Consider the following 26,877-nt stretch of genomic DNA (forward strand, 5'->3'; position numbering starts at 1 on the left):
GGAAATTCCTCAGCGGGGTTCGGCCGTGCGCCCGGTAAAGCGCTGCAGCACACGGTAGATGGCAGTCAGGGCGCGATCCATCAGCGGTGCCGCGCGTTCGGGGGCGACGATGCGGGCCAGGCCCTGTTCCATCTCGCTGGCCAGCAGGGTCAGGGGTTTGATCGCCACGCGCTGGCCGCTGTTGTCGACGAACATGTAGTTGTGGGTGGTGGGGCTGAACCAGGACAGCTTGAGCACGCGGCTCTGCTCGCCGTTGACGAACTCGAACCAGGTGCCGAACTCGATGCTGGCCAGTTCCTTGGCCAGCGCTTGGGCGCGCGCCGACAGCTTGGTGCGCGGCGGCGCCTGACGGGCGAGGTCGGCGTCCTCGCCGAGCATAGCGCCGAGCGGGCTCTCCGGCAGGCTCGGCTTGAGTTGGGCGGCCAGCTGCGGCTGCTTGGCCTGCACCGCGTGCTGGCAGGCCACCAGATCCTGCAGCAGACGACGGATGCCGTCCTCGTGATAGCCGCCGAGCAGTTCCAGGCCCTTGCGCAGGTCGCTGAGCAGCGGCACGCGCAGCTCCTGCAGGCGGTGCAGGTCGGCCTCGCCCAGCGGCACGCCGCTCCAGGCCAGCTGCTCGGCGACCTCGCAGTGGCGCCGCCATTCCGCGCTGGCGTCGCCGTGGCGCAGCAGGACGAAGACCAGCACGTCGGCCCAGGTCAACTCGAGGAAGTTGCGGATGATCGCCGGCAGGTCGCGCTTGGCGACGCTGCGCTGGATCACTTCCAGCGCCTGTTCGCGGGCGCCGAGCAGGCGGTCGCGACCCTTGGCCGCCTCGACCGCGCGGCGCTCGCGCAGCTCCACCTTGTGGCGCAGGGTCTCGACGTACTCGTTGAACTCGTCGATCAGGCTGTCGAACAGCGCCAGGTCGCCGCTGAAGCCGTGGATCACCCGTTCGACCACCCACTGCATCTTCGCCAGCAGGCCACGTTCGTCGCCCTCGTTGCCGTAGAGCACGCCGGCCTGGGCCATGGCGTTGAGCAGGCGGCGCGCCGGGTGGTGGTGCTGGGTGAACAGCGCCTTGTCCTGCAGGGCGATCTTCAGGTAGGGCGTGTGCAGGTGCGACAGCGCGGTCTTGCAGCTGTCCGGCAGGTTCTCGTCATCGAGGATGAAGTCGAACAGCATGCCCACCAGGTCGATCACGTCGGCTTCCTGGTCGGACACCTTGCTGTCGCCGGGCAGACTGCTGTGCGCCTCCAGTTGCTGCTGCAGGTCGGCCTTGAGCCCTTCCACCTGCTGCGGCCGCTGCAGGCGCTGGGCCAGGTCGTGGGCCGACTGCTGCTGCATGCGGTTGAGCGCGGCGAGCAGCTCGTTGGCGCTGTAGGTGCGGCTGGCACCGCGCGGCGAGAAGCTGACGATACTGCGTGTGCCGCCCAGCAGCGGTTCGTCCGGATGGCTCTGGCGGTGTTCGCCGAGCAGGCTGGACAGGCCGCTGAACAGCGCCGTGGGGTCGCTCGGTGGTGGCGCGCTGAGGTCCAGGTCGAGCAGCGCCGGTTCGGCCGCCGGGGCGCCAGGCGGGCCCTGGGCGGGCGCCTGGTGCTCGGGGGTCGTTTCGGCCTTGTTCGGCTCCGGGCGGCTGACGCTGGGGTTGAGCTGGGCGCTGTACTTGAGGTTGGGCAGCACGCCGGCGTCGATCAGGCGCTGGTTGAGCGCGTTGTACAGGGCATCCAGGCTCTGCATCACGTGGCGATCGAAGAGCATGTAGAGGATGGTCTTGATCTGCAGCGGGAAGGGGCAGGGCGCCAGGGCTTCGCGGAAGGCCTGGGCGATGGCCTGTGGGCCGAAGGGGTTGCTGTCCTCGCCGAGCTTCTGGCCGTTGTTGAGCAGCGCCAGGCGCTGCTCCAGGGCGAATAGTTGCTGGGTGCAGCGCGCCTTGACCCGGCTGACCATGTTGGTCACCTGCAGGCTTTCCTCGTAGTCCTCGTTCTGCACCAGGGCCAGTTGCTCGGGGTCGAGCTCGACCGGCGCCTGGTTCTGCAGCTTGCCTTCGAGGAAATCGGAGAAGTTGTGCGCGATCTTCTGGTGGTAGCTGCGTTCGATCTGCGGCCGCTGGCGGCGAATCTCGCGCATGCTGTCGAAGAACAGGGTCTGCACCTTGTTGTTCTCGGCTTTTTCCGCGCACTCGAACAGGGTGTCGTCGACCTGGCCGAACACGCCGCTCAGGTGCTCCGCCAGGCGATTCATCACCAGCTTGCGGCAGCTCTGCACCAGCTCGCCGAAGCGCGGCTGGATGCCGCGGCTGGCGAGCGTCGCCACGCTGGGCTTGATCGGGGGCGTGTCCTGGTTGCTCATGGACTGTCCTGGCTGGAGTCGTCGGCTGGCGCGTCCTGCGTCGGGCCGCAGTTCGATGAAACATATAGTAGTCCATCGCCGCGCTGCAAAGCATTGTCGTAAAAGCAGTTTGCGGGGGTTGACAGGGAAGTTTTGCGACGTAAAATGGCGCGCCTCTGAAGCGGGAAAGCAAATAGCCGAAACGCCGAAGAGATGGAATACCGAAGTTCCGCGATAGCTCAGTCGGTAGAGCAAATGACTGTTAATCATTGGGTCCCTGGTTCGAGTCCAGGTCGCGGAGCCAAATTCCAGACGGGGTATAGCGCAGTCCGGTAGCGCGCTTGCTTTGGGAGCAAGATGTCGGGAGTTCGAATCCCCCTACCCCGACCATATTTGGGTCGTTAGCTCAGTTGGTAGAGCAGTTGGCTTTTAACCAATTGGTCGTAGGTTCGAATCCTACACGACCCACCATATAGAACGACGAAGCCCGCCTTGTGCGGGCTTCGTCGTTTCTGCGTGTCGGCTTTTGCAGCGGGGCATTCTCGCCGCTGAATACCTGCCCCGGATTTCATCCGGGCTGCGTGCTGGTCGCCCCTCTCCCGGCGGGAGAGGGGCATCGGAAGGCCGCATGGCGGCCGTTTTCAGTGCAGCTTCAGGCGCGGCTCGGTGCTGCGGCCGATGCGGTCGCTGAGCATCAGCAGTAGGGTGCGCAGCGGGCCGTACAGGGCCATCTGGTGCATGCGGTAGAGCGACACGTAGAACACCCGCGCCAGCCAGCCTTCCAGCATCACGCTGCCGGTCAGGTTGCCCATCAGGTTGCCCACCGCGGAGAAGCTCGACAGCGAGATCAGTGAGCCGTAGTCGCGGTAGCGGTACTCCGGCAGCGGCTGGCCGCTGATCTTCAGGCGCAGCGACTTGGCCAGCAGCGAGGCCTGCTGGTGCGCGGCCTGGGCGCGCGGCGGCACGTTGCGGCCGTCGCTGCCCGGCTGCGGGCAGGCGGCGCAGTCGCCGAAGGCGAACACGTCGTCGTCCAGGGTGGTCTGCAGGGTCGGGCGCACCTGCAGCTGGTTGATGCGGTTGCTCTCCAGGCCGTCGAGCTCCTTGAGGAAGCCCGGGGCGCGGATGCCGGCGGCCCAGACCTTGAGGCTGGCCGGGATGAAATTGCCGTCGGCGGTCTGCAGCCCCTCGGCGCGCACCTCGCTGACGGCGGCGCCGGTGAGCACGGTGACGCCGAGCTTTTCCAGGGTCTGGTGCACCGGCCGGGCGATGCGCTCGGGCAGTGCCGGCAGCACCCGCGGGCCGGCCTCGATCAGGGTGATGCGCATGTTTTCCGGGCGGATGCGGTTGAGCCCATAGGCCGCCAGCTGCTGCGCCGCATGGTGCAGCTCGGCCGCCAGTTCGACGCCGGTGGCGCCGGCGCCGACTATGGCGATGTTGATCTGCGCACCGTCCTCGCCCTCGTTGGCGTGGGCGCGCAGGTAGTGGCTGAGCATGCGCCGGTGGAAGCGCTCGGCCTGCTCGCGGGTGTCGAGGAACAGGCAGTGCTCGGCCGCGCCGGGGGTGCCGAAGTCGTTGGTGGTGCTGCCGACGGCGAGCACCAGGCTGTCGTAGGCGATCTGCCGCTCGGGCATCAGCACCTGGCCGTCGTCGTCCAGGGTCGGTGCCAGGGTGATGGTCTTGGCAGCCCGATTCAGGCCGCTCATGCGGCCGAGCTGGAACTCGAAACTGTTCCACTTGGCCTGGGCCACGTAGTTCAGCTCGTCTTCCGAGGAATTCAGCGAGCCGGCGGCCACTTCGTGCAGCAGGGGCTTCCAGATATGGGTGAGATTGGCGTCGACCAGAACGATGCGGGCCGCGCCGCTCTTGCCGAGTTTTCTACCCAGACGGGTGGCCAGCTCCAAACCGCCGGCGCCGCCGCCGACAATCACGATGCGATGGGACATGGATGATGCTCACAAGGCTTTGAAAAAGACGGTGCGAGTCCGATCGGGCGAGCGCGAGGCAGCTCATAGCACCAACCGACTCAGGAAGCGGCTCAGCAGGCCGAGGCCGACGACCACGCAGAGGATGATGGCCAGCAGGCGCCAGACCCGGAAGGGCTGGCGCTCGACCTGGTGTTGCGGCGCACTTAGGTAGTGATCGACCTTTTGCTGGTCGTCGGGGCTCAGGCGGCTGGTCATCGGGAGGCCTCTGCTCGAATGCGACTATTCTAGGCTTGCCCGCCAGGCTTGGCGAGCCTCGTTGTCCGGCTGGTCAAGCACCTGCACGCTATCGTCCAGGCGGATGATGCCGCCTTCCAGCACCCGCGCGGTAATGCCGCCGTGGCCGCGCATGGCCTGGAAGGTGCCGCGGCCGAGGCGCTGCTCCAGCCTGGCGCAGGGTTGGCACCAGCCGGTGGTTTCCAGCAGCGCTTGGCCGATGCGAAAGCGCCGACCCTTGAGGCTGAACAGGTTGATGCCGGCGACGGCGATATTGCGCCGCAGCTCGCTGGGCGGCAGCGGCGCCTGGTGGCCGAGCAGGGCGGCGATCACCGCCAGGTGTTCCCACTGGATCAGCGTCACCTGGCGCGCGTTGCGCGGCCCCGGGCGGCTGTGATCTCCGGTCAGCCCGGCTTCGCGGCGGGCCTGCACGGCCTCGACCTCGAGCATGGCGGCGCGCGCGGCAGGGCGCACGCCTATCCAGCGTACCCGGCCGACCTGCGGCACCTCGGCGAGCAGCTCCTGCAGCGACCTCACAGGCTGATTCCGATGTCGAACAGCAGGCTGCGGCCGAGGTTCTGGCGCAGGAAATCCGGGGCGTCCGGGTGGGCGAACAGCACGCGGGCGAAACGCGGGCCGACCAGCGACAGCGAGCGCCAGCCCTGGCGCAGGTATTCGGTGGGTGGCGGGAAGTGGCTGTTGCAGTCCAGCGCGGCGCGCTTGAGGCTGACGAAGGCGATCAGGTCCAGTTCCCCCAGGTCGATGCCGCGCTCGCGGTAGTTGTGCGCCTTCTTGCGCAGGGTGGGCGCCAGGCGCGCCTGCAGCTCGCTGGCGGGGATGCGCTTGGGGCGGGCTTCGCGGCGCACCAGCTGGCTGAGGGAGAAGGCGCTGCGCCGGCGTTCCAGCTCGGCGCGCCATTCGTCGTTGAGGCGGCGGCCCTCGTCGAGGACGAAGAACACCTCGAAGTTGGCGTCGCGAAACAGCACGTCCGGCGGCTCCTGCCCGCTGGGGCTGAAATCCTCGTTGCGCTGGGCGACGTTCAGCGCCTGCAGCAGGCGCTGGCAGACCCAGCGCTCGCGCTCCCACTTCTTGGCGTTGGAGAGAAAGGCGTTGGCTTGTTCGGCTTGGTGCGTGAGTAGACGCAGGTAATCGGAGTCGTCCATGAACCTAGCTTAGCCCCGCGCCGGGGGGGCTTGCCAGCGCGAGTCGTCCGCCGCCAGCGGCCGGTGTAGACTGCCCGGCAGCGAGCGGAGGATGGCATGCGCGGAGACGACGAAAGCGGGGCGGCGGCATGATCGCGGCGGAGTTGCTGGCGGGCACCACCCTGGCGGCCGGCTGGCTGATCTACCTGCCGGCGCTGCTCTGGGCCGTCTGGCGGGCCCCCTGGCTGGAGCTGTGCAGCGACCTGCGCCGCCAGCATCTGCTGTTCGGCACCATGCTCGGGCTGTTCCTGCTGTGGCTGGTGCGCCGCGATTTCGACTCGGGGTTGTCCTACCACTTCATCGGCATGACCGCGGTGACCCTGCTGCTGGACTGGCCACTGGCGGTGCTGGCCGGCCTGGCGGCACAACTCGGCCTGCTCGCCATCGGCCGCCAGGACCTGGCCGCGCTTGGCGTCAACGGCGTGCTGCTGGTGCTGATCCCGGTGCTGGTCACCGAACTGTGCGCGCTGCGGGTGGAGCGCGCGCAGCCGCGCAATCTGTTCGTCTACATCTTCTTCTGCGGTTTCTTCCCGGCGGCGCTGGCCACCCTGCTGACCCTGCTCGGCGGTCTCGGCCTGCTGTGGCTGGACGGCCTGTTCCCCATGCCGCCCTGGCTGGACGACTTCGCCGGCTACCTGTGGCTGGTGATGTTTCCCGAGGCCTTTATCAACGGCACCGTGGTCACCGCGCTGGTGGTGTTCTACCCGGACTGGCTGGAGACCTTCAATCGCAGTCGCTACCTGCAGGCACCGTGGAAGGAGGACGAGCGCGACGAGTGAATCCGTCTGCGCCGCTTGATCCGGATCAATGCCGCGCCGTGGTTTCGCGCCATGCTGGAGCAAACCATCGAGGAGTCGCGCATGAGCATTCACAGTTGGGCCCGAATCGCCCTGGAGGCGGATCTGCAGGGCGCCGAGGCGCAGGGCTTCGACCGCTTGCTGGCGTTGCGCGCGCTGCTGGCGGAGGTCGTCGAGCAGAACAGGGGGCTGCGCGATGCGCAGGAGCTGGCGCACGAGCTGCAGTTTCTCGCCGACAACCTCGACGACGAGCGCGATTACGCCTTTATGCGGCCCTGAAGAGCGCTGGGCGCAGGGCCTGCTGCTTAGTGCGGGCGGGTCGGCAGCTCGCCGCTAAACAGTTCGTCTTCCAGGTGGTCGCCGGGAATGGCGTGCTCCTCGGCGGCCCAGGCGCCGAGGTCGATCAGCTTGCAGCGTTCGCTGCAGAACGGGCGGCAGGTATTTTCGGTTTTCCACTCGACGGGCGCACCGCAGGTGGGGCATTGCACTGTGGTGGTCATGGCTGGCCTCCGCGCAGGGTCAGGTAGAAGGTGTGCAGGCGTTCGACCTCGGCATCCAGCCAGGCCAGGTCGCGGTCGTTGAGCAGCACGTCGTCAGCGTGGCGCAGGCGTTCCTCGCGGCTGGCCTGGGCCTGGAGAATCGCGCGCACCTGCTCCTCGCTGCTCTGGTCGCGGGCGATGGTGCGCTGCACCTGAAGCTCCACCGGGGTATCGACCACCAGCACGCGCTGGGTCAGGCGCTGCTGGCCGGATTCGACCAGCAGCGGCGACACTAGGATGGCGTAGGGCGACTCGGCGCGCGCCAGCACCTGGACGATCTCCTGGCCGATCAGCGGATGCAGCAGCGCTTCCAGCCAGCGGCGCTGTTCGGGGTCGGCGAACACCAGTCGGCGCAGGGCGGCGCGGTCCAGTTGGCCGTCGGCCTGCAGCACGCCGGCGCCGAAATGCTCGACTATCTTGCTCAGCGCCGGGCGACCGGGTTCGACCACCCAGCGTGCGGCATGGTCGGCGTCCACCAGGTGCACGCCGCGCTCGATAAAGCCTTGCGCCACCGCGCTCTTGCCGCTGCCGATGCCGCCGGTCAGGCCGAGAATCCAGGGTTTCATAGCGAGGTTGCGGTCCCGTTGCTGCTCAAGGCCGCGATTGTAGGGTGGATTCGGCAGCGAAGCGAACAATCCGCCAGTGCGCGGCCGCTATGGCGATCGAGGCGCGGCGTGGCCCGGATGCATCCGGGGGCAATCCCCCGGATTACGCCGGCGGCCAATCCGGGCCACGGGCTGCGCCGGCTCAGCGATTGACCGGGGTCAGGCGCAGCAGGTGGATGCGGCGGCTGTCGGCGTTGAGCACGCGGAAGCGGAATTCGCCGATCTCGGTGACCTCGTTGCGCTTGGGCAGGTGGCCGAAGGCGTTCATCACCAGGCCGCCGACGGTGTCGTACTCGTCGTCGGAGAACTCGCTGTCGAAGGTCTCGTTGAAGCTGTCGATCGGCGTCAGCGCCTTGATCAGGAAGTCGCCGGACGGCAGCGGCTTGATATAGCCGTCTTCCTCGACGTCGTGCTCGTCCTCGATGTCGCCGACTATCTGCTCGAGCACGTCCTCGATGGTCACCAGGCCGGCGACGCCGCCGTACTCGTCGATCACCACGGCCATGTGGTTGTGGTTGGCGCGGAACTCGCGCAGCAGCACGTTGAGGCGCTTGGACTCGGGCACGAAGGTGGCCGGGCGCAGCAGGTCCTTGATATTGAAGCTGGGCTGCTCGCCCGAGAGGATCAGCGGCAGCAGGTCCTTGGCCAGGAGGATGCCGATGACGTCGTCGAGGCTCTCGCCGATCACCGGGTAGCGCGAGTGGGCGGCGTCGATGATGGCGGGGAGGAATTCGCGCGGCGTCTGGCTGGCTTTGATGCTGATCATCTGCGAGCGCGGCACCATGATGTCGCGTACCTGCAGGTCGGCGACCTGGATGGCGCCCTCGACAATGGCCAGGGCCTCGCTGTCGAGCAGCTTGTTCTGGTGGGCTTCGCGCAGGACTTCCAGCAGTTCCTGGCGGTTTTTCGGCTCATGAGCAAAAGCCTGGGTCAGTTTGTTCAACCAGGACTTCTGCTCGTTGCTCGATCGGTCTTCGCTCATGGCGTTTACTCGGGGTTCCTTGTCAGGAGGGTTATTCGTCGCCGGCATAAGGGTCGGGATGACCCAGTTCGGCGAGCAATTGTCGTTCCAGTTGTTCCATTTCGAGGGCTTCGTCTTCCTCGAGATGGTCGTAGCCCAGCAGGTGCAGGCAGCCGTGGATCACCAGGTGGGCCCAGTGCGCTTCCAGCGTCTTGCCTTGCTCGGCGGCCTCGCGCTCGAGCACCGGCACGCAGATCACCAGGTCGCCCAGCAGCGGGATATCGAGAATCCCGTCAGGAATCTCGGCGGGGAAGGACAGCACGTTGGTGGCGTAGTCCTTGTGCCGCCAGGTGCGGTTCAGCTCGCGGCCTTCGGCTTCGTCGACCAGGCGGATGGTCAGTTCGGAGTCGGCGGTGCGCTGGCGCAGGGCCAGTTCGCACCAGTGACGCAGCTGGGCTTCGTCGGGGTGCTGGCCGTCACTGGCCAGTTGCAGGTCCAGTTCAAGCATCGCCGTCCTCGACCTTGCCGTGCAGGCGGTTGTCGTGGCGCTCGTAGGCCTCGACTATGCGTTGCACCAGGGGGTGGCGCACCACGTCCTTGGGCTTGAAGTGGGTGAAGCTGATGCCCGGCACGTCGCGCAGCACGTCGATCACGTGGGTCAGGCCGCTCTTGGTGCCGCGCGGCAGGTCGACCTGGGTGATATCGCCGGTGATCACTGCGGTGGAACCGAAACCGATGCGGGTGAGGAACATCTTCATCTGCTCGACCGTGGTGTTCTGGCTCTCGTCGAGGATGATGAAGCTGTTGTTCAGGGTGCGGCCGCGCATATAGGCCAGCGGCGCGACCTCGATCACCTGCTTCTCGATCAGCTTGGCCACCTGTTCGAAGCCGAGCATCTCGTACAGCGCGTCGTACAGCGGGCGCAGGTAGGGGTCGATCTTCTGCGCCAGGTCGCCGGGCAGGAAGCCGAGCTTCTCGCCGGCTTCCACCGCCGGGCGCACCAGCAGGATGCGTCGCACCTGCTCGCGCTCGAGGGCGTCCACCGCGCAGGCCACGGCCAAATAGGTCTTGCCGGTGCCGGCCGGGCCGATGCCGAAGTTGATGTCGTGGTCGAGGATGGCCTTGACGTAGCGCTGCTGGTTGGCGCCGCGCGGCTTGATCGCCCCCTTGCGCGTGCGCAGGCTGACCTGCGGCGCGCTGCTGGGGTTGACCAGCTCCTCGACGCCGGATTCCTGCAGGTACAGGTGCACCAGGTCGGGCGACAGTTCGTTGGCCTTGGTCTCGCGGTACAGGCGGCGCAGCAGTTGCTCGGCGGCCTGGGCCTTGTCGGCGCTGCCGAGCAGCTCGAACTGGTTGCCGCGGTTGCGGATTTCCAGGCCGAGGCGTTCTTCGATCAGGCGCAGGTGTTCGTCGAACTGGCCGCAGAGGTTGGCGAAACGGCGTGCCTCGAAGGGTTCGAGGACGAAACGATGGGGTTCTAGGGGAGCGTTCAAGGTCGTGTGATGGCCGCCAGTCGGCTGGGGTAGTGAATCGAAGCATAACGCCGCCCGCCCAAGACGCAAAGCGCGGGCGGCTACTGCTTTAGTGGCGGCTCTGCCCGTCGAGCAGGGTGCCGCGCAGGGAGTGGGGCAGGGCGTCGTCGATATGCACCTCGACGAACTGGCCGATCAGCCGCGGATTGTCGCAACGGAAGTTGACGATGCGGTTCTGCTCGGTGCGGCCCTGGAGCATGCCCGGGTCCTTCTTCGAGTAGTCGCTGACCAGGATGCGCTGCACGCTGCCGACCATTCGTCGGCTGTTCTCGAAGCCGTACTGGTTGATGCGGTGCTGGAGGATGGCCAGGCGCTGCTTCTTCACCTCGTCCGCAGTGTCGTCGATCAGGTCGGCCGCCGGCGTGCCGGGGCGCGCGCTGTAGATGAAGGAGAAGGAGAAGTCGAAGCCGACGTCGTCGATCAGCTTCATGGTCTGCTCGAAGTCCTTCTCGGTCTCGCCGGGGAAGCCGACGATAAAGTCCGAGCTGATCAGGATGTCCGGCACCGCCGCGCGCAGCTTGCGGATGCGCGACTTGTATTCCAGCGCCGTGTGGTTGCGCTTCATCGCCGCGAGGATGCGGTCGGAGCCGGACTGCACCGGCAGGTGCAGGTATTTGACCAGCTGCGGGATCTCGGCGTGAGCCTGGATGATGGCGTCGGAGAATTCCAGCGGGTGGCTGGTGGTGTAGCGGATGCGCTCGATGCCGTCGAGCGCCGCCACCGCGTGCAGCAGCTCGGCGAAGTCGACGATGCGCCCGTCCGGCGCGGCGCCGCGGTAGCCGTTGACGTTCTGGCCGAGCAGGGTGACTTCCTTGACGCCCTTGTCGGCGAGCTGGGTGATCTCCAGCAGCACGTCGGCCAGCGGCCGGCTGACCTCCTCGCCGCGGGTGTAGGGCACCACGCAGAAGGTGCAGTACTTGCTGCAGCCTTCCATCACCGAGACGAAGGCGCTGGGGCCGTCGACGCGCGGTTCGGGCAGGCGGTCGAACTTCTCGATCTCGGGGAAGCTGATGTCGACCTGGGCGGTCTTGGTGCTGCGTGCGGCGTCGATCATTTCCGGCAGGCGATGCAGGGTCTGCGGGCCGAACACCACGTCGACGTAGGGCGCGCGGTCGCGGATCGCCGCACCTTCCTGGCTGGCCACGCAGCCGCCGACGCCGATCACCAGATCCGGGTTGGCCAACTTCAGCTCGCGCCAGCGACCGAGCTGGGAGAACACCTTGTCCTGGGCTTTTTCGCGGATCGAGCAGGTATTGAGCAGGATGACGTCGGCTTCTTCGGGTTTTTCCGTGACCTCCAGGGCCTGATGCTCGCCCAGCAGGTCGACCATGCGCGAGCTGTCGTACTCGTTCATCTGGCAACCGTGGGTTTCGATATAGAGCTTCTTGGTCATGGCACTGTCTGGGCTGGTTAAAAAATGACCGCGCATTATAGGGGAGCGGCGGGCATCAGGCTACAAGAGCTGCCGCAAGCCTCAAGCATTGCATGGCCCAGATTTCATCCAGGCTAGCCTTGTGCGCTGTGCTATTCTGCTTGCCCCTGTTTTTCCTGACTTCGAGTCTTCATGAGCAAGCGCGACCCCATCTACAAGGTGATCTTCCTCAACCAGGGCCAGGTGTACGAGATGTACGCCAAGCAGATCTTCCAGAGCGATCTGTGGGGCTTCCTGGAGGTGGAGGAGTTCGTCTTCGGCGAGCGTACCCAGGTGGTGGTCGACCCCAGCGAGGAGAAGCTCAAGGCCCAGTTCGACGGCGTGGTACGCAGCTTCGTGCCGATGCACGCGATCATCCGCATCGACGAGGTGGAGCGCCTGGGCACGCCGAAGATCAGCGAAGCCAAGGGCGGCGGCAACGTCATGCCGTTTCCCATGCCGATGCCGGACAAGTAAGCGGCTGCGCAGAATAGTCGGAAGTAGGGTGGGTCAGGGCAAGGGCGCGAAGGGCGAGCGGCCTTCGGCGGCTTGCAGCTCCAGCAGGTAGTTGCGGAAGATCTGTCCCAGCACCTGGCTGGCGATCTCCAGCTCGTCGCGGCGCATCTGCGCCGACACCAGGTCGGCGGTGTCCATGGCCTCGTCCGAACCGTTGACCGAGGCCATCTTCAGCACGATATAGGCTTGCACGTTGTTCGCCGGCACCCCTTCGCCGCGAAAGAACATGGTGCCCAGGCGCAGCTGCGCCTCGGCATGCCCCTGCAGCGAGGCACGTTCGAACCAGGTCAGCGCCTGCTTGAGGTCGCGCGGGGCGCGTTTGCCGTCGTAGTGGTATTCGCCGAGTTCGAAGGCCGCCTGGACGTTGCCACCGCGGGCCATTTCCTGGCAGCTGGCCAGCGCTTCGGGCAGGTCTTCGGGGGCGCCGTTGAGGGCGCAGCTGCCGGTTGCGGGGATCAACAGGGAGTTGCCGCCGGCGTGTGCGAACAGCGGGAGGAAAAGCAACAGGCAGCCCAGGGTCAGGGTGCGGCCGGTGCGGTTCATCTGGATAACGGGACCTCGGCGGTTCGGGGTGGGTGACATGCCCGGCCGGCGTAAAGCGTGCCGGCCGTCGCATTATGAAATAAACCGCGCGCTTCTTACAAAACCTTTACCCGGTCGATTGCCGTGCGCTGCCCGGCAGGCTCAGCAGCAGCCAGGCCAGCAGCGGATAGGCCGGGGTGAGCAGGCCGTGGAACAGGTCGACGCGGCGCAGCGGGCCGATGAAACCCTCGGTGCCCACCGCCAGGCCGGCCAGCAGAAACAGTCCGACCACTGCCGCGGCGGCGGCCGGCGGCGCGCGCCGCGGCCACTGCAGGGCGCCGGCGTAGAGAATCAGCGCCAGGGTGGCCAGGTTCAGCGCCAGGCGGTAGTCCTCCAGGTAGCCGAGCTGGCGGAACAGCTCGAAGAAGGCGCACAGCCCCAGTACGATGCGTCCCCAGTTCGGCCGGCTCCAGGCCCAGCCGCGGCCCAGCGCCAGGGCGGCGGCGCCGAGCAGGGGCAGGGCGAGAAAGCTGCTGGCCTGGGAGAGCCACAGGTGCGCGCCCTGCCAGCCGGGGTCGAAGCCGTAGCGCAGCATGCCGACGCCTGCCGCCGCGGCCGGCAGCAGGAAACCCAGCAGGGCGCAGAACAGTGCCGGCTGATCGGCCTCGCCATAGTGCTTGCGGGCCTTGCCGATGACCAGCGCGCAGGCCAGGCAGGCCAGCGCGAGCACGCCGTCGGAGAGCGCGGTGCTGAACTGCATCAGGCTTTTTTCAGTTCGGCGAAGGCGCGCTCGGCGGCGTCCAGGGTCAGTTGCAGTTCGGCCTCGCCGTGGGCGATGGAGGTGAAACCGGCTTCATAGGCGCTGGGCGCCAGGTACACGCCGCCGTCCAGCATCAGGTGGAAGAAGCGCTTGAAGCGTTCGACGTCGCTGGCCATCACGTCGGCGAAGGTGACGATGTCGTCGGCGCCGCTGAAGTACAGGCCGAACATGGCGCCGGCCTGGGTGGTGACGAAGGGGATGCCGGCGGCATCGGCCCGCTGCTGCAGGCCGTCGAGCATGCGCGTGGTGTAGTCGGAGAGTTCGGTGTGGAAGCCCGGGCGGCTGATCAGCTTGAGGGTGGTCAGGCCGGCGGCCATGGCCAGCGGGTTACCCGACAGGGTGCCGGCCTGGTAGACCGGGCCGAGCGGGGCGACGCACTCCATGATCGCACGCTTGCCGCCGAAGCAGCCGACCGGCATGCCGCCGCCGATGATCTTGCCGAAGGTGGTCAGGTCCGGGGTGACGCCGTAGTGCGCCTGGGCACCGCCGAGGGCGACGCGGAAACCGGTCATCACCTCGTCGAAGATCAGCACCACGCCGTGCTGGTCGCACAGCGTGCGCAGGCCTTCGAGAAAGCCCGGCGCCGGCGGCACGCAGTTCATGTTGCCGGCCACCGGCTCGACGATGATGCACGCGACTTCCTTGCCGACCTGCGCCAGGCACTCGGCCACGGCGTCGATGTCGTTGAACGGCAGGGTCAGGGTGTGCTTGGCGAAGGCCGCCGGCACGCCGGCGGAGTTCGGTACGCCCTGGGTCAGGGCGCCGGAACCGGCCTTGACCAGCAGGCTGTCGGAGTGGCCGTGGTAGCAGCCTTCGAACTTGATGATGCTGTCGCGGCCGGTATAGCCGCGGGCCAGGCGGATGGCGCTCATGGTCGCCTCGGTGCCGGAGCTGACCATGCGCACCATGTCCATCGACGGCACCAGCGAGCAGACCAGCTCGGCCATCTCGGTTTCCAGCGCGGTCGGCGCACCGTAGGACAGGCCGTGCTGCAGCTGGCGGCGCACCGAGTCGAGCACCTCGGGGTGGCTGTGGCCGAGGATCATCGGGCCCCAGGAGCCGACGTAGTCGACGTAGCGCTTGTCGTCTTCGTCCACCACATAGGCGCCTTCGGCGTGCTTGAAGAACAGCGGGGTGCCGCCGACGCTCTTGAAGGCGCGCACCGGCGAGTTGACGCCGCCGGGGATGTGCTTCTGCGCGTTGGTGAACAAAATTTCGGAACGGGACATGGCAGGTCTCTCTACAAACGAATCAGTCGAACAGCGCGGCGAAGGCGCGGGCGCGGTCTTCCACCTCGGTGGCGCAGTCCGCGGCGAACAGGGCGTGAATCACCGCGACCAGGCTGGCGCCGCGGGCGATCAGGCCGGGGGCGTTGTCCAGGGTCACGCCGCCGATGGCGACGATGGGCTGGGCAAAGCGCGCGCGCGCCTCGTCCAGCAGCTCCAGGGTGGCGGCCGGGGCGCCGGGCTTGGTGTTGGAGTTGAAGAAGCGGCCGAAGGCGATGTAGCTGGCGCCTTCGGCGACTGCGCGCTCGGCCAGCTCCAGCTGGGCATGGCAGGTGTCGCCGATCACGCATTCAGTGCCGAGGCGAGCGCGAGCGGCGGCCAGCGAGCCATCGCTCTGGCCCAGATGCAGGCCGACGTTCAGCCGTGCGGCCAGCTCCAGGTCGTCGTTGATGATCAGCGTGGCGCCGTGGCGGGCGCAGAGTTCGGCCAGGGCCTGGGCTTCGTCGAAACGGCGCACGGCATCGGTGGATTTGTCGCGGTACTGCAGCAGGCGCGCGCCGCCGCGCAGCGCGGCCTCGGCGTAGGGCAGCAGCTTGCCGCCGGCCAGCAGCGGGGTGTCGGTGATGGCGTAGAGGCCGCGCAGCGCCGCAGTCATTGGGCGAAGTCCAGCGGCAGGCGGCGCGGGATGTACTGACCGCGACCGGGCTGTTCGGCGTCGCGCAGGGTGCGCCAGGTGTAGTCGAGGGCGCTCTTCACCGCGCTGACCAGCTCCTCGCCCAGCGCCAGGCGGCCGGCCAGGGTGCTGGCCAGGGTGCAGCCGGAACCGTGGTAGCTGCCGGGCAGGCGCGGGCAGGTGAAGTCGTGGCGACTGCCGTCGCGGCAATACAGGCGGTTGTGTACCTCGCGCTCGTCGCCGTGGCCGCCGGTGATCAGCAGGTATTCGATATGGGGCAGCAGCTTCTCGGCGCATTCATCGGCCGTGCCGTCCGGCAGTTCGGCAAGGATGCGCGCTTCCGGCAGGTTCGGCGTGGCGATGGTCGATACGGCGAACAGCCGCTCGCGCATTGCGTAGCCGACTTCGTCCTTGCCCAGGGCGCCGCCGCCGCCGGCGCGCAGCACCGGGTCGCAGACCAGCGGCACGCCGGGCAGCTGGCTCATCAGCTCGAGCACGGTGTCGACCATCTCCGTCGAGCCGAGCATGCCCAGCTTGACGGCGGCCACCGGCAGGTCGGCGATCACCGCGCGGGCCTGGGCCAGCACCCACTCGCGGTCGAGCACACGGAAATCGGCGACGTCGACCGTGTCCTGCACGGTCAGCGCGGTTACCGTCGGGGCGGCGTGGCAGCCCTGGGCCAGCAGGGCTTCGATATCGGCTTGCAGGCCGGCACCACCACTGGGGTCGTGGCCGGACAGGCAGAGCACTACGGGGCGGGAATGAGTCATGTTCATGGCCGCCGAGCTTACCACCAAATCGCTCGGGCGAGACCGCCCGGTCGCCTGCGGCGCGGTGCCGCGCGATGGAAAAACTGTCGGCTGGATCAGGCTTCTGCGCCTTCCGAGCGGCGGTGCCTGTGCTAGAGTGCCGCGCTATCGACAACTCTGCCCAGGGCGGCGTGCGAGCGGTGAGCGGGCGGCTCCCGGTGCGCCGTAGCGGGTTCTGGCCGGGCCGCATGCGCAACCTTCTGTTCTGTCTCTTTATATGGATGCCTGGCCTGGCCAGCGCCCTGGTGTTCGACGAACACAGCCGCAGCCTGTCGCTGGGGCAGGCCATGCACGTGTTCGAGGACGTGCGCGGCGATGCCAGCATCGACGACATCGCCTCGCCGGCGCTGCAGGACAGCTTCCGCCGGCACGACAAGCCGGTGCTCAACGCCGGCTATTCGCGCTCGGTGTTCTGGCTGCGCCTGGACCTGGAGTACCGCCCGCAGCAGGCAACCGGCGCGCGCAACTGGCTGCTGGAACTGGCCTACCCGCCGCTGGATCACCTGGAGCTCTACCTGCCCGATGCCGACGGCGGCTTCGTCCTGGCGCAGCGCACCGGCGACGCCTTGCCCTTCGTCAGCCGGCAGATCAAGCAGAACAACTACCTGTTCGAGCTCAACCTGGCGCCGGGCCAGCCGCAGCGCCTCTACCTGCGCCTGGAGAGCCAGGGTTCGATCCAGGCGCCGCTGACCCTGTGGGCGCCCAACGCCTACCTGGAAGAGCAGCCCGGGCGCATCTACGTGCTCGGCATCATCTACGGCGTGCTGCTGGTGATGCTGGTGTACAACCTGTTCATCTTCCTCAGCGTGCGCGACACCAGCTACCTCTACTACATCCTCTATATCGCCTCGTTCGGCCTCTACCAGGTGTCGGTCAACGGCGCCGGCATCGAGTACTTCTGGCCCGACAACCCCTGGTGGGCCAACGCCGCCACGCCCTTTTTGATCGGCTCGGCGGCGCTGTTCGGCTGCCAGTTCGCCCGCAGCTTCCTGCACACCGGCGAACATAGCCCCTGGATCGACCGCCTGCTGCTGCTGATGATGGCCTGCGGCGCCGCGGTGATGATCCTGGCGCTGAGCGTCAGTTACGCCACCGCGCTGCGCCTGGCCACCTACCTGGCGCTGCTGTTCACCGTGGCGATCTTCAGTGCCGGGGTGCTGGCCTGGCTGCGCGGCATGCGCGTGGCGCGCTACTTCATCATCGCCTGGAGCGCGTTCCTGATCGGCGGGGCGATCAACACCCTGATGGTGCTCGGCTACCTGCCCAACGTGTTTCTCACCATGTACGCCAGCCAGATCGGCTCGGCGCTGGAAGTGGGCCTGCTGTCGCTGGCGCTGGCCGACCGCATCAACGCGATGAAGGAGGAGCGCACGCGCATCCTCCAGGAGGCCGGGCGCAAGCTGGAGGCGCTGAACCAGGAGCTGGCCAACAGCAACCGCTTCAAGGACGAGTTCCTCGCCACAGTCACCCACGAGCTGCGCACGCCGATGAACGGGGTGATCGGCTCGCTGGAACTGATGCAGACGGTCAGCCTGGACGTCGAACTGGCCCAGTACCAGCGCACCGCCGCCAGCTCGGCGCGCGACATGATGCGCATGGTCAACGACATCCTCGCCCTCACCGAACTGCAGGCCGGCAAGCTCTACCCGCGGCGCGAGCCGTTCAGCCTGCGCGGCCTGTTCGACGGCCTGCGCGCGCAGTACGCGCCGCGGGCGCAGGACAAGGGGCTGCGCTTCGACCTGGAACTGGACGACAGCCTGCCCGATATCCTCGAAGGCGATGCTGCCAAGCTGGCCCAGGCCTTGGGCTATCTGCTGGACAATGCCATCAAGTTCACCAGCCAGGGGGGCGTGACCCTGCAGGTCGGCCGCGCCGGCAACGGCGGCGACTGCCTGCCGCTGAGCGTGCTGGTGAGCGACACCGGCATCGGTTTCGAGCCGGACGACGGCCTGCTCTACCGGCGTTTCCAGCAGCTCGACGGCTCGATGACCCGCAAGTACGGCGGCCTCGGCATCGGCCTGGCGATCTGCCGGCAACTGGTCGACTTGCTCGGCGGTAGCCTCGGCCACGAGTCGCAGCCGGGGCAGGGCAGCCGCTTTCGCCTCGACGTGCCGCTGACCCTGCCGCTGCAGCCGCCGGTGGCGGCCGCGCGTCCCGGTCGAGCGCCGGGCGGCGCGCTGCAGCGCCTGGCGCAGCAGTGCAGCGTGCTGATCGTCGAGGACAACGCGATCAACCAGCTGGTCACCCGCGGCATGCTGCTCAAGCTCGGCTACCGCGTGCGCACCGCCGACAACGGCGCCGAAGCCCTGGAACTGCTACGCAGCGAGACGGTGGACGCGGTACTGCTCGACTGCCAGATGCCGGTGATGGACGGCTTTGCCACCTGCCGTGCGCTGCGTGCCCTACCGGGCTGCGCCGAGCTGCCGGTGCTGGCGATCACCGCGCACAGCCACAGCGGCGACCGCGAACGCTGCCTGGCCGCGGGCATGAGCGACTACCTGGCCAAGCCGGTGAAGTTCGACGAGCTGCGCGTGCTGCTGCACGACTGGGTGCTGTGCCGCCCGGCGAGCCCTTCGCTGACCACCAGCTCGTCCTGAACCTGCTGGCGCCTTGCATTCTGACGCCCGTTCGGCCGCAGTTTTGGCCGGAACGTCGCTTTAGCCATGGTCTGAATCCTGATTCACTGATGCCATGTGAATCGGGATTCAGACCATGGCCTACCGTCCCAGCGAAGCGCGGATCGACCGCGATCAGGCGTTGCGTCAACGCATCCTCGTCTGTGCCCTGCAGCGGGTGGTCGATGGCGGCTTCGCTGCGTTGACCATGCAGGCGCTGGCCGAGGACGTCGGCATCGCCACCGGCAGCCTGTACCGGCATTTTCGCAGCAAGGGCGAACTGGCCGCCGAGGTGTTCGCCGACGCCAGCCAGCGCGAGGTCGATGCCCTGGCCGCCACCCTGCGCGCGCCGGGCAGCGCGCCGCAGCGCCTGCGCGCCGGCCTCGAACAGTTCGCCGCGCGCGCCTGGCACAGCCGCCGCCTGGCCTTCGCCCTGATCGCCGAGCCGGTCGACCCCGAGGTGGACGAGCAGCGCCTGCTGTACCGCGAGGCCTACGCCGAACTCTTTACCGACCTGCTCGAGGAGGGCGTGCGCCGCGGCGAATTTCGCCTCGAGCAGGTCGGCCTGGTCGCCGCCTGCCTGGTCGGCGCCATCGCCGAGGCCCTGGTCGGTCCGCTCTCTCCCCCGGCCCGCGCCGCCCGTGCGGCGGGCCACCCCGCCCTGGAGCTGGCCGACGTCAGCGCCAGCCTGGTCACCTTCTGCCTGCGCGCCGTCGGCGCCGAGGAACTGCCGCGATGAAACCCAGCCTGCATGCCGAAACCCACGAGGTGTTCAACCAGGTGCCGAGCCTGGACGGCGCCAACCTCTATCGCCTCGACCTGCCGCTGCAGGAGTGGACCCGGCGCTTCGCTGGCGGCTGGGCCGAGGACAAGCTGCACGCCTACGGCGCGCTGGCTGGCGGGGCGCTGATGCAGGCCGGTTTCCTCGCCAACGAGAACAAGCCGGTGTTCAAGAGCCATGACCGCTACGGCAACCGCATCGACCTGGTGGAATTTCATCCGGCCTACCACGAGCTGATGCGCATCGCGGTCGAGCACGGCCTGCCCTCGCTGCCCTGGACGGACCCGCGCGCCGGCGCCCATGTCGCCCGCGCCGGGCTGACCTACCTGCACAGCCAGGCCGAGGCCGCCAGCGGCTGCCCGCTGACCATGACCTTCGCCGCCGTGCCGGCCATCCGCCTGCAGCCGAACGTGGCCGAGCAGTGGTTGCCGAAGATCCTCTCCAGCCAGTACGACCCGCGCAACCTGCCGATGGAGCAGAAGAGCGGCGTCACCATCGGCATGGCCATGACCGAGAAACAGGGCGGCACCGACGTGCGCGCCAACACCACCCGCGCCTACCCGGTCGGTATCGGCGGGCCGGGGCAGGCCTACGAGCTGGTCGGGCACAAGTGGTTCTGCTCGGCGCCGATGTGCGATGCCTTCCTCACCCTGGCGCAGACCGACAAGGGCCTCTCCTGCTTCCTGTTGCCGCGCCACCGCCCGGACGGCACGCGCAACCAGTTCTACATCCAGCGCCTGAAGAACAAGCTGGGCAACTGGGCCAACGCCTCCAGCGAGGTGGAATACCGCGGCGCCTTCGCCTGGATGCTCGGCGAGGAGGGGCGCGGCGTGCCGACCATCATCGAGATGGTGGCCATGACCCGCTTCGACTGCATGGTCGGCTCCAGCAGCCTGATGCGCCAGGCGCTGACCCAGGCCGCGCACCACTGTGCGCACCGCCAGGTCGGCGGCAAGCTGCTCGCCGACCAGCCGCTGATGCAGAACGTGCTGGCCGACCTGGCGCTGGAGAGCGAGGCGGCGCTGGCGTTGTCCATGCGCATGGGCCGCGCGCTGGATCACCTGCATGACGAGCAGGAAGACAAGTTCGCCCGCCTGGTCACCGCCGTGGGCAAGTACTGGATCTGCAAACGCGCGCCGGAGATGATCTACGAGGCCAGCGAGTGCATGGGCGGCGCCGGTTACGTCGAGGAAACCATCCTGCCGCGCCTGTATCGCGAAGCGCCGGTCAACTCGATCTGGGAGGGCTCGGGCAACGTGCAGTGCCTGGACGTGCTGCGTGCCCTGTCGAAGGAGCCGGGCGTGCTCGACGCGCTGTTCGCCGAGTTGGGCGACGGTCACGGCGATGCCCGTCTGAAGGCGCATATCCAGCGCTTGAAGGCCGACTTTGCGGATACCGCCGATATCCAGTACCGCGCCCGCCAGCTCACCGAGGACGTGGCCGTCGGCCTGCAGGCCAAGTTGCTGCTGGAGGCCGGCAACGCCACGGTGTCCGACGCCTTTATCGCCAGCCGCCTGGAAGGCCGCGGCCGGGTCTACGGCACCCTGTCGCGCGGCATCGATGTCGAGGCACTGCTGGCGCGCGGCATGCCGCAGCTGGGCTGAGGGAAGGGGGGATGCGCCGGCCATCCAGCCGGCGCATTATTAGAGGCAGAGGGCTTTAGTCGTCGCTCTCCAGCACTTCTCGGCCATTGAGTGGCTGGATCGGCCGCGCGTTCATCGCGTACAGGTGGCGGAACTGTGCCAGTTGCGCCTGGGACAGCTCGACCGGCTGCTTCAGTACGCGCCATTGCACGTTCTCGCTGCACGGCGGGGTGGTCAGCGAGCCGGCGAAGGCATAGTAGCCCTGCTGCTGCGGCAGTAGGGTTTGCGGGGCGAAGCTGCCGGCCAGCTCGACGTTCTCGCCCGCCCTGGTCGGCATGGCATCGAACACCTGCCCCAGAGCCTGATTCTGCTCGCCTTCCCTGAACAGCACTGCCACCACCGCCAGGCGGCCATCGGCGGCTTGGTGGACGAAGTGCGCGACCATCGGGAATGCCCGCCCGGCGATGTGCTCCTCGCTTGGCGTGTGGAAATGGAACTGCACCAGGCGGTAGGGCTCGCCGTCGATCTCGACGCCGCCGGCATTGGCCAGGTTCACCTGGACGGTGTGGCCGTTGTTCACTACCTCCGCTGGGCTGGCCTGGTAGTCGAACATGATGCGCGGCAGGGAGGCTCGCGTGGCATCGCGGATGTCGATCGGCGATTGGGCATGGCCAATCGCGCAGGTTTCGTAGCCTGGGGCCAGCTGGGACCAGTGTGCGGGGCCCTCCTTGCCCTGGTAGTTCCAGTGCGGTTGCTGCTCGGCAGCCATGGCGCCGGTTGCGAACAGGGCTGTCAACGCGACGATCAGGGGTTTCTTCATATACGCTCTCGTTACCGGATGATGGATCTGCGGGCTCGCGTGATCTGCAGTCGGCGCGGGTGCAGAAATACTACGATTGCCTTGTAATAAATGGTTACACATGCCCGCGCGCAACGTGACGGTTGCCGCACTGGCGGGGAAGCGAGCGCCTCCAGTCAGCATCTGCTCAGCCAGCGAGGCGCTCCTGCCGCGGATGCCCCTCAGCCGTCGCGCCGCGAGCGACAGATCAGTGACAGACCCGGCTCTGGCGGGTTCCGAATCTCGCCGAGGAGCCTGGTGCGGGCGCGGTTGAGAGCGGGCGCTGTCTTTTGTCCGTGCGGCCGGGTAAGGTGGCCGCCGATGGTTTCGGCCCCAGGGTCGGATGAAAAGGGAACAGGGTGCGGCGCCGCGTCGCCAATGCCCTGGCTGCCCCCGCAACTGTAAGCGGCGAACGACGCCCATATGCCACTGGCCCACAGGCCGGGAAGGCGGGCGAAGTGTCGAGCCGCGAGCCAGGAGACCTGCCATCGCCGTCGGGCGCTTGCGCCCATCCCCTCCATCCGGATCGTCGCGCGGTGGGCGCGACCAAGGAACCCTTATGCATATCGAACCCGGCGTCGTCGAAGGCGCCAAGATCCTGCTCAGCTACGCCACTGCCGTCACCGGCCTCGGCCTGACCGCCAAACTGGCCCGCGATGCCATCCGCGACAACGGCGGGGTGGTCGCCCTGGCGCTGCGCAGCCTGTTGACCACCGCCCTGGTGTTCTGCTTCTTCGAGGTCTTGCCGCGTCATCCGGTGGGCGTCTCGGAGGTCCACCTGATCCTCGGCTCGACCCTGCTGCTGCTGTTCGGCGCCGGCGCCGCGGCCATCGGTCTGGCCGTCGGCCTGCTGTTGCAAGGGCTGCTGTTCGCCCAGTTCGACCTGCCGCAGTACGGCATGAACGTCACCACCCTGCTGCTGCCGCTGTGGGGCATCCAGCTGCTGGCCAAGCGCATCGTCGCGCCGGGCACCGCCTACGTGGATCTCTCCTACAAGCAGGCGCTGGCGCTGTCGACCGCCTACCAGGGCGGCATCGTCGCCTGGGTGGCGTTCTGGGCCTTCTACGGTCAGGGCTTCGCCGGCGACAACCTGGCGGCGGTGGGCAGCTTCGGCCTGGCCTACATGAGCGTGATCCTGATCGAGCCGCTGATCGATCTGGGCGTGCTGGCCGCGGCCAAGGCGCTGGCGCGTTTCAGCCAGGGCCCGCTGTTCAACGTGCGCCTGCATCAGGCCGCCTGACCCGCAACGCTACTTGCGGCGCTGCCAGATCATCTTGCCGGTATTGCTCTCGGTGACCAGGTACGGGTCGCTGAAGCGATAGTAAGCGGCGGGCTGGTAGTCGGCGGCGCCGTCCAGGCGCACCTGCAGCACGCCGTTGTCGCTGCGCCAGCGGCCGCGGTACTGCAGTTCGCCCGGGCTGTTGAAACTCCAGTCGCTGCCGCCGCCGGCCGCCAGGCTCCATTGTGCGACGCTGCCGTCGGCGCCCAGCTGCAGGGTCAGCAGGGTGGTGAAGGCGGCGAAGCTGGCGCCGCCGCTGTTGATCTGCTTCTCGTGAATCCAGGTGCCGATCAGCGCCGGGTCCAGGCGTTTCGCCGCGACTGGCGCGTCGGCCGGCGCGCCACGCTGGAACAGCGCCTGGCGCTCCAGCACCTGGCCGTTGCGCGGGTCGCGCGCGGCGATGCTGACGTTGAGCATGGCGTTGGCGTAGGTGGCGTTCATATTGGCGATCACCAGCCCGGACTGCGGGTCGCTGATCTCGGCGCGCAGCAACTGGCCGTCGTAATGACCCTTGAGGTTCAGGCGCAGACGCTGGTTTTCCACATACTGCCCTTCCACCGTCTGGCCCTGGCTGTTCAGGATCAGTTCGGCCGGCAGGCCGTCGAGGTTGGCGTGGTAGTGGCCGTCCAGCTCGCCGGCGAGCAGGACGGGAGCGAGCAGGGGCAGCAGGAGCAGGCTGAGCAGGCGTGGCATGGGGCGACCCTCGGGCAGGCGCTATGCGGCTAAGCCTAGTCGCTTGACCGCGGGGCCGCCCCAGGCTTGCAGACTGTCCCGGTCGCCTACTCTGGAGCACCGCCATGAACCGTCGCCAAGCCTTCCACCACGAACTGCAACTGGCCCGCCGTCTGCGCTGCCTGGGCGATGCCGCGGGCGAACTGCGCCATCTGGAGCGTGCCCATATCCTCGGCCAGCCGAGTTTTCTCCAGCACGGCCTGAGCCACTGGCTGATGCTGCTGTGGGCCTGGCGCCGGCGCGACTGGGCCGAGCTGGTCGCGCAGCTGCTGCGTCTGCCGGGCAGTCTGGGGTCGCTGCTGGGCCTCTACCCGCTGGGCAATCCCGGCACGCGCCGGGTCGGGCCGCTGACGCCGCAGCCCGTGCCGGAGGATCTTGCTCGCCTGCTGCGCTGAGAGCTATGCCTGGCGCCGCCGGAACAGGCAAGATAGGGGCGTTCGATCAACCAGGAAGGTGCGCCGTGAAACCCTGTGCCGATGATTTCATCATTGCCTACACCCCCGAAGAGGCCGTCGACCGCCTCGCCGCCCTGCATCAGGAAGCCACCGGTGCGTTGAGCCAGGCGCTCAAACGCTATCTCAAGGAGCGCATCCGCCCGGATGCCAGCGAGCACTGCCTGTTCCGTTACCCCGAGCTGCGCCTGACCTACCTGTGCCAGGGCGAGGTGCCGACCACCGTGCGCGCCTACGCCAAGGTGCAGGTGCCGGGTACCTACAGCGTCACCGTGACCCAGCCGGCGGCCTTTCGCAAATACCTGCTGGAGCAGCTGCGGCCGCTGATGCACGACTTCACCCTGCGCGTGGAAGTCGGCATGAGCCAGCAGAACATTCCCTATCCCTACGTGGTGGAGCAGGGCGACGAGCTGGCCGGCAGCGGGGTGACCGCCGCCGAGCTGGCGCGGGTGTTCCCCAGCACCGACCTGTCCGCCGCCACCGACGGCACCGCCGACGGCCTGTACGACTGGGAGAACACCGACCCGCTGCCGCTGGCGCTGTTCGACGCAGCCCGGGTGGATTTCTCCCTGCGCCGCCTGGTGCACTACACCGGCAGCGACTGGCGCCACGTGCAGCCGTGGATTCTGCTGACCAACTACCACCGCTATGTCGACCAGTTCATCCGCCATGGTCTGGACATGCTGGTAGGCGACTCGCGCTTCACCCGCCTAGTGCTGCCGGGCAACGTGGTGGTCGAGCGCGGCATGGCCGAAGGCGAGATGCAGGCGATCATCGAGAACGTCATCTGGCACCGCTACCAGATGCCGGCCTATCACCTGCAGGCCGATGACGGCCACGGCATCACCCTGGTCAATATCGGCGTCGGCCCGTCCAACGCCAAGAACATCACCGACCACCTGGCCGTGCTGCGTCCGCACTGCTGGCTGATGATCGGCCACTGCGGCGGCCTGCGTCAGTCGCAGACCATCGGCGACTACGTGCTGGCCCACGCCTATATGCGCCGGGATGGAATTCTGGATCGCGTGCTGCCGCCGCATATCCCGCTGCCGGCGCTGGCCGAGGTGCAGCAGGCGCTGCAGGAGGCGGCCAAGCTGGTCACCGGCGAGCAGGGCGACGAGCTGAAGAAACGCCTGCGCACCGGCACCGTGCTGACCTACGACGACCGCAACTGGGAGCTGCGCTGGGCCCAGGAGCGGCCGCTGATCAACCTGTCCAGAGCCGTCGCCGTGGATATGGAAAGCGGCACCATCGCGGCGCAGGGTTACCGCCTGCGGGTGCCCTACGGCACGCTGCTGTGCGTGTCGGACAAGCCGCTGCACAGCGAGATCAAGCTGCCCGGCGCGGCCGGCGCCTTCTACGAGCGCGCCGTGACCCAGCACCTGCGTATCGGCATCGCCGCGCTGGAGCTGATGCGCAGCCAGCTCGACTCGCTGCACTCGCGCAAGCTGCGCAGCTTCGACGAGCCGCCGTTTCGCTGATCAGGCGGCTGCGACCTCGTCGCGCGGCAGCTCGGCCAGTGCCAGGCGGTCGATATTGGCACCGCTGAGCACCACCGCCACGCGCTGGCCGGCGTTGCATTCGCGCTCCTGCATCAAGGCGGCCAGGGCGGCGGCACCGGCACCTTCGGCGAGGTTGTGGGTGTCTTCGTGGTAGACGCGGATCGCGGCGCGGATGGCCTCGTCGTCGACCCGCACGATGCGCGCGGCGCCGGCGCGGATCATGTCCAGCGCCAGCTGCTGCGGCTGGCGGCAGGCCATGCCGTCGGCCAGGGTGTCGGCGCGCTCGGTCTGCACCAGGCGGCCCTGCTCGAAACTCTGCGCGTAGGCGTCGGCGCCGCTGGCGACCACGCCGATTATCTCGGTGTCGAGGCCGAGCAGGTCGCGGGTGCGGATCATGCCGCAGATGCCCGAGCCGAGGCCGATGGGCACATAGACCCGGCGCAGGTTCGGCAGCGCTTCCAGCAGCTCCAGCGCGTAGGTGGCCACGCCGCGCACCAGGTCCTCGTGCAGTGACGGTACCCAGTGCAGGCCGTCGCGTTCGGCCAGGCGCGCGGCTTCGGCGCGCGCCTCGTCGAAGTCGCGGCCATGTTCGATCACCTCGGCGCCGAGGGCGCGCATCGCCGCGTTCTTCTCGCGCGCATTGCCGTGCGGCACCAGAATGCGGATCGCCAGGCCGGCCTGGCGCGCAGCCAGTGCCAGGCTCTGGCCGTGGTTGCCGCGGGTGGCGGTGACCAGCCCGCGTACCTGCGGCTCGCGGCGCAGCAGGGCGTCGATATAGACCAGCCCGCCACGCACCTTGAAGGCCGCGGTGGGCGCGTGGTTCTCGTGCTTGACCCACAACTCGCAGCCCAGGCGCTGGGCCAGCAGCGGCCAGGCCAGTTGCGGTGTCGGCGCCATATGACGGTGAACCAGTTGCGCGCTCTGGCGCAGTTGGGCGAGGTCGAACATGACGGGCACTCCGGGTGGCGTTGACC

27 protein-coding genes, 3 tRNA genes, 1 pseudogene and 1 riboswitch are annotated in these 26,877 nt (G+C 68.0%); of the genes and pseudogenes, 12 read left to right on the forward strand and 19 right to left on the reverse strand.

The annotated features are described in order from the left end of the window. Window positions 1-9: 9 nt before the first annotated feature. A complete protein-coding gene (locus tag ACW9UL_RS03395; protein WP_457788859.1) occupies window positions 10-2,331 on the reverse strand; it encodes a DUF1631 domain-containing protein in 2,322 nt (773 codons plus the stop codon). A gap of 207 nt (window positions 2,332-2,538) precedes the next feature. Here ACW9UL_RS03395 and ACW9UL_RS03400 point away from each other — a divergent pair. The 3 genes from ACW9UL_RS03400 (at window position 2,539) to ACW9UL_RS03410 (ending at window position 2,781) form a co-directional block, all read left to right on the forward strand. Next, window positions 2,539-2,614: transfer RNA gene (locus ACW9UL_RS03400), tRNA-Asn, on the forward strand. A 9-nt stretch (window positions 2,615-2,623) separates the two neighbouring features. Next, window positions 2,624-2,700 (forward strand) — tRNA-Pro (locus ACW9UL_RS03405). Between the two features lie 5 nt (window positions 2,701-2,705). Then, a tRNA-Lys gene (locus ACW9UL_RS03410) sits at window positions 2,706-2,781 on the forward strand. A 170-nt stretch (window positions 2,782-2,951) separates the two neighbouring features. Here the strand turns inward: ACW9UL_RS03410 and ACW9UL_RS03415 are convergent. The 4 genes from ACW9UL_RS03415 to ACW9UL_RS03430 all read right to left on the reverse strand — a co-directional run bounded on the left by ACW9UL_RS03415 (window position 2,952) and on the right by ACW9UL_RS03430 (window position 5,671). After that, window positions 2,952-4,253, reverse strand: a complete 1,302-nt coding sequence (locus tag ACW9UL_RS03415) for an NAD(P)/FAD-dependent oxidoreductase (protein ID WP_122108961.1) — start codon at window positions 4,251-4,253, stop codon at window positions 2,952-2,954. A 63-nt stretch (window positions 4,254-4,316) separates the two neighbouring features. Continuing rightward, window positions 4,317-4,490: a DUF3094 domain-containing protein gene (locus ACW9UL_RS03420; protein ID WP_021445286.1), complete on the reverse strand. Its 174-nt coding sequence runs from the start codon at window positions 4,488-4,490 to the stop codon at window positions 4,317-4,319. Between the two features lie 24 nt (window positions 4,491-4,514). Next, window positions 4,515-5,045, reverse strand: a complete 531-nt coding sequence (locus ACW9UL_RS03425; protein WP_457788862.1) for an MOSC domain-containing protein — start codon at window positions 5,043-5,045, stop codon at window positions 4,515-4,517. Continuing rightward, window positions 5,042-5,671 (reverse strand): DUF1780 domain-containing protein, encoded by a 630-nt coding sequence (locus ACW9UL_RS03430; protein ID WP_021443101.1) that lies wholly within the window; start codon window positions 5,669-5,671, stop codon window positions 5,042-5,044. Before ACW9UL_RS03430 ends, ACW9UL_RS03425 begins: the two co-directional genes overlap by 4 nt. 128 nt (window positions 5,672-5,799) lie before the next feature. Here ACW9UL_RS03430 and ACW9UL_RS03435 point away from each other — a divergent pair, with 128 nt between their 5' ends. After that, entirely contained in the window at window positions 5,800-6,489 is a 690-nt protein-coding gene (locus ACW9UL_RS03435; RefSeq protein ID WP_021443100.1) for an energy-coupling factor ABC transporter permease, read from the forward strand. An 81-nt stretch (window positions 6,490-6,570) separates the two neighbouring features. Then, on the forward strand, window positions 6,571-6,786 hold the full coding sequence (locus tag ACW9UL_RS03440) for a hypothetical protein (protein ID WP_031302892.1): 216 nt from the start codon (window positions 6,571-6,573) through the stop codon (window positions 6,784-6,786). 26 nt (window positions 6,787-6,812) lie between these two features. Here ACW9UL_RS03440 and yacG read toward each other — a convergent pair whose 3' ends face one another. The 6 genes and pseudogenes from yacG to miaB form a co-directional block, all read right to left on the reverse strand. Then, on the reverse strand, window positions 6,813-7,007 hold the full coding sequence (gene yacG / locus ACW9UL_RS03445; RefSeq protein WP_457788864.1) for a DNA gyrase inhibitor YacG: 195 nt from the start codon (window positions 7,005-7,007) through the stop codon (window positions 6,813-6,815). Continuing rightward, on the reverse strand, window positions 7,004-7,612 hold the full coding sequence (coaE, locus tag ACW9UL_RS03450) for a dephospho-CoA kinase (protein ID WP_021443097.1): 609 nt from the start codon (window positions 7,610-7,612) through the stop codon (window positions 7,004-7,006). The genes yacG and coaE overlap by 4 nt, the downstream gene beginning before the upstream one ends. Window positions 7,613-7,793: 181 nt before the next feature. Next, window positions 7,794-8,633, reverse strand: coding sequence for a CorC family transporter (locus tag ACW9UL_RS03455; protein ID WP_021443096.1), 840 nt, complete (start codon window positions 8,631-8,633; stop codon window positions 7,794-7,796). Window positions 8,634-8,648: 15 nt separating this feature from the next. Then, window positions 8,649-9,120, reverse strand: a pseudogene (ybeY, locus tag ACW9UL_RS03460) (rRNA maturation RNase YbeY); the annotation flags it as partial. Beyond that, window positions 9,113-10,105 (reverse strand): PhoH family protein, encoded by a 993-nt coding sequence (locus ACW9UL_RS03465; RefSeq protein ID WP_457788866.1) that lies wholly within the window; start codon window positions 10,103-10,105, stop codon window positions 9,113-9,115. The gene ACW9UL_RS03465 and the pseudogene ybeY, both read right to left, overlap by 8 nt. An 88-nt stretch (window positions 10,106-10,193) precedes the next feature. After that, a complete protein-coding gene (gene miaB, locus ACW9UL_RS03470) occupies window positions 10,194-11,537 on the reverse strand; it encodes a tRNA (N6-isopentenyl adenosine(37)-C2)-methylthiotransferase MiaB (protein WP_457788868.1) in 1,344 nt (447 codons plus the stop codon). A gap of 171 nt (window positions 11,538-11,708) precedes the next feature. On the opposite strand from miaB, the gene ACW9UL_RS03475 reads away from it, so the two are divergent. Next, the gene (locus ACW9UL_RS03475) at window positions 11,709-12,032 is read left to right on the forward strand and encodes a DUF1820 family protein (protein ID WP_021443092.1); all 324 of its coding nucleotides are present in this window, start codon (window positions 11,709-11,711) and stop codon (window positions 12,030-12,032) included. Between the two features lie 33 nt (window positions 12,033-12,065). Here the strand turns inward: ACW9UL_RS03475 and ACW9UL_RS03480 are convergent, their stop codons facing one another. The 5 genes from ACW9UL_RS03480 to ACW9UL_RS03500 all read right to left on the reverse strand — a co-directional run bounded on the left by ACW9UL_RS03480 (window position 12,066) and on the right by ACW9UL_RS03500 (window position 16,088). Next, the gene (locus ACW9UL_RS03480) at window positions 12,066-12,614 is read right to left on the reverse strand and encodes a tetratricopeptide repeat protein (protein WP_021443091.1); all 549 of its coding nucleotides are present in this window, start codon (window positions 12,612-12,614) and stop codon (window positions 12,066-12,068) included. A gap of 106 nt (window positions 12,615-12,720) precedes the next feature. Further along, window positions 12,721-13,353 (reverse strand): DUF6962 family protein, encoded by a 633-nt coding sequence (locus tag ACW9UL_RS03485; RefSeq protein ID WP_457788870.1) that lies wholly within the window; start codon window positions 13,351-13,353, stop codon window positions 12,721-12,723. Next, window positions 13,353-14,642 (reverse strand): glutamate-1-semialdehyde 2,1-aminomutase, encoded by a 1,290-nt coding sequence (hemL, locus tag ACW9UL_RS03490; protein ID WP_457788872.1) that lies wholly within the window; start codon window positions 14,640-14,642, stop codon window positions 13,353-13,355. The genes ACW9UL_RS03485 and hemL overlap by 1 nt, the downstream gene beginning before the upstream one ends. Before the next feature lie 22 nt (window positions 14,643-14,664). After that, window positions 14,665-15,294, reverse strand: coding sequence for a thiamine phosphate synthase (thiE, locus tag ACW9UL_RS03495; RefSeq protein WP_457788874.1), 630 nt, complete (start codon window positions 15,292-15,294; stop codon window positions 14,665-14,667). Continuing rightward, window positions 15,291-16,088 (reverse strand): bifunctional hydroxymethylpyrimidine kinase/phosphomethylpyrimidine kinase, encoded by a 798-nt coding sequence (locus ACW9UL_RS03500; protein WP_457788876.1) that lies wholly within the window; start codon window positions 16,086-16,088, stop codon window positions 15,291-15,293. The genes thiE and ACW9UL_RS03500 overlap by 4 nt, the downstream gene beginning before the upstream one ends. A gap of 221 nt (window positions 16,089-16,309) precedes the next feature. Between ACW9UL_RS03500 and ACW9UL_RS03505 the strand changes: the two genes are divergently transcribed. The 3 genes from ACW9UL_RS03505 to ACW9UL_RS03515 all read left to right on the forward strand — a co-directional run bounded on the left by ACW9UL_RS03505 (window position 16,310) and on the right by ACW9UL_RS03515 (window position 21,121). Next, a complete protein-coding gene (locus ACW9UL_RS03505) occupies window positions 16,310-18,718 on the forward strand; it encodes a 7TM diverse intracellular signaling domain-containing protein (RefSeq protein ID WP_457788878.1) in 2,409 nt (802 codons plus the stop codon). A gap of 115 nt (window positions 18,719-18,833) precedes the next feature. Continuing rightward, the gene (locus ACW9UL_RS03510; protein WP_457788879.1) at window positions 18,834-19,475 is read left to right on the forward strand and encodes a TetR/AcrR family transcriptional regulator; all 642 of its coding nucleotides are present in this window, start codon (window positions 18,834-18,836) and stop codon (window positions 19,473-19,475) included. After that, window positions 19,472-21,121: an acyl-CoA dehydrogenase family protein gene (locus tag ACW9UL_RS03515; protein WP_457788881.1), complete on the forward strand. Its 1,650-nt coding sequence runs from the start codon at window positions 19,472-19,474 to the stop codon at window positions 21,119-21,121. Before ACW9UL_RS03510 ends, ACW9UL_RS03515 begins: the two co-directional genes overlap by 4 nt. Window positions 21,122-21,176: 55 nt before the next feature. Here ACW9UL_RS03515 and ACW9UL_RS03520 read toward each other — a convergent pair whose 3' ends face one another. Continuing rightward, a complete protein-coding gene (locus ACW9UL_RS03520; RefSeq protein ID WP_457788883.1) occupies window positions 21,177-21,920 on the reverse strand; it encodes a carbonic anhydrase in 744 nt (247 codons plus the stop codon). Window positions 21,921-22,243: 323 nt separating this feature from the next. Further along, a riboswitch (cobalamin riboswitch) is annotated at window positions 22,244-22,442 on the forward strand. A 55-nt stretch (window positions 22,443-22,497) separates the two neighbouring features. Here ACW9UL_RS03520 and ACW9UL_RS03525 point away from each other — a divergent pair. Further along, window positions 22,498-23,178, forward strand: coding sequence for an energy-coupling factor ABC transporter permease (locus ACW9UL_RS03525; protein ID WP_457788885.1), 681 nt, complete (start codon window positions 22,498-22,500; stop codon window positions 23,176-23,178). A 9-nt stretch (window positions 23,179-23,187) separates the two neighbouring features. On the opposite strand, the gene ACW9UL_RS03530 is transcribed toward ACW9UL_RS03525, so the two are convergent. Next, window positions 23,188-23,910: a hypothetical protein gene (locus ACW9UL_RS03530; protein WP_457788887.1), complete on the reverse strand. Its 723-nt coding sequence runs from the start codon at window positions 23,908-23,910 to the stop codon at window positions 23,188-23,190. A gap of 104 nt (window positions 23,911-24,014) precedes the next feature. On the opposite strand from ACW9UL_RS03530, the gene ACW9UL_RS03535 reads away from it, so the two are divergent. Together ACW9UL_RS03535 and amn are read left to right on the forward strand one after the other, a co-directional pair. Next, window positions 24,015-24,344 carry a DUF3703 domain-containing protein gene (locus ACW9UL_RS03535; protein WP_457788889.1) on the forward strand — a complete coding sequence of 110 codons (330 nt, stop codon included), beginning with the start codon at window positions 24,015-24,017 and terminating at the stop codon, window positions 24,342-24,344. A 65-nt stretch (window positions 24,345-24,409) separates the two neighbouring features. After that, on the forward strand, window positions 24,410-25,882 hold the full coding sequence (amn, locus tag ACW9UL_RS03540; protein ID WP_457788891.1) for an AMP nucleosidase: 1,473 nt from the start codon (window positions 24,410-24,412) through the stop codon (window positions 25,880-25,882). On the opposite strand, the gene ACW9UL_RS03545 is transcribed toward amn, so the two are convergent. Next, window positions 25,883-26,851: a threonine dehydratase gene (locus ACW9UL_RS03545; protein ID WP_457788893.1), complete on the reverse strand. Its 969-nt coding sequence runs from the start codon at window positions 26,849-26,851 to the stop codon at window positions 25,883-25,885. Window positions 26,852-26,877: the final 26 nt, after the last annotated feature.

The sequence above is a fragment of the Pseudomonas sp. PL-6 genome, from assembly GCF_054110165.1.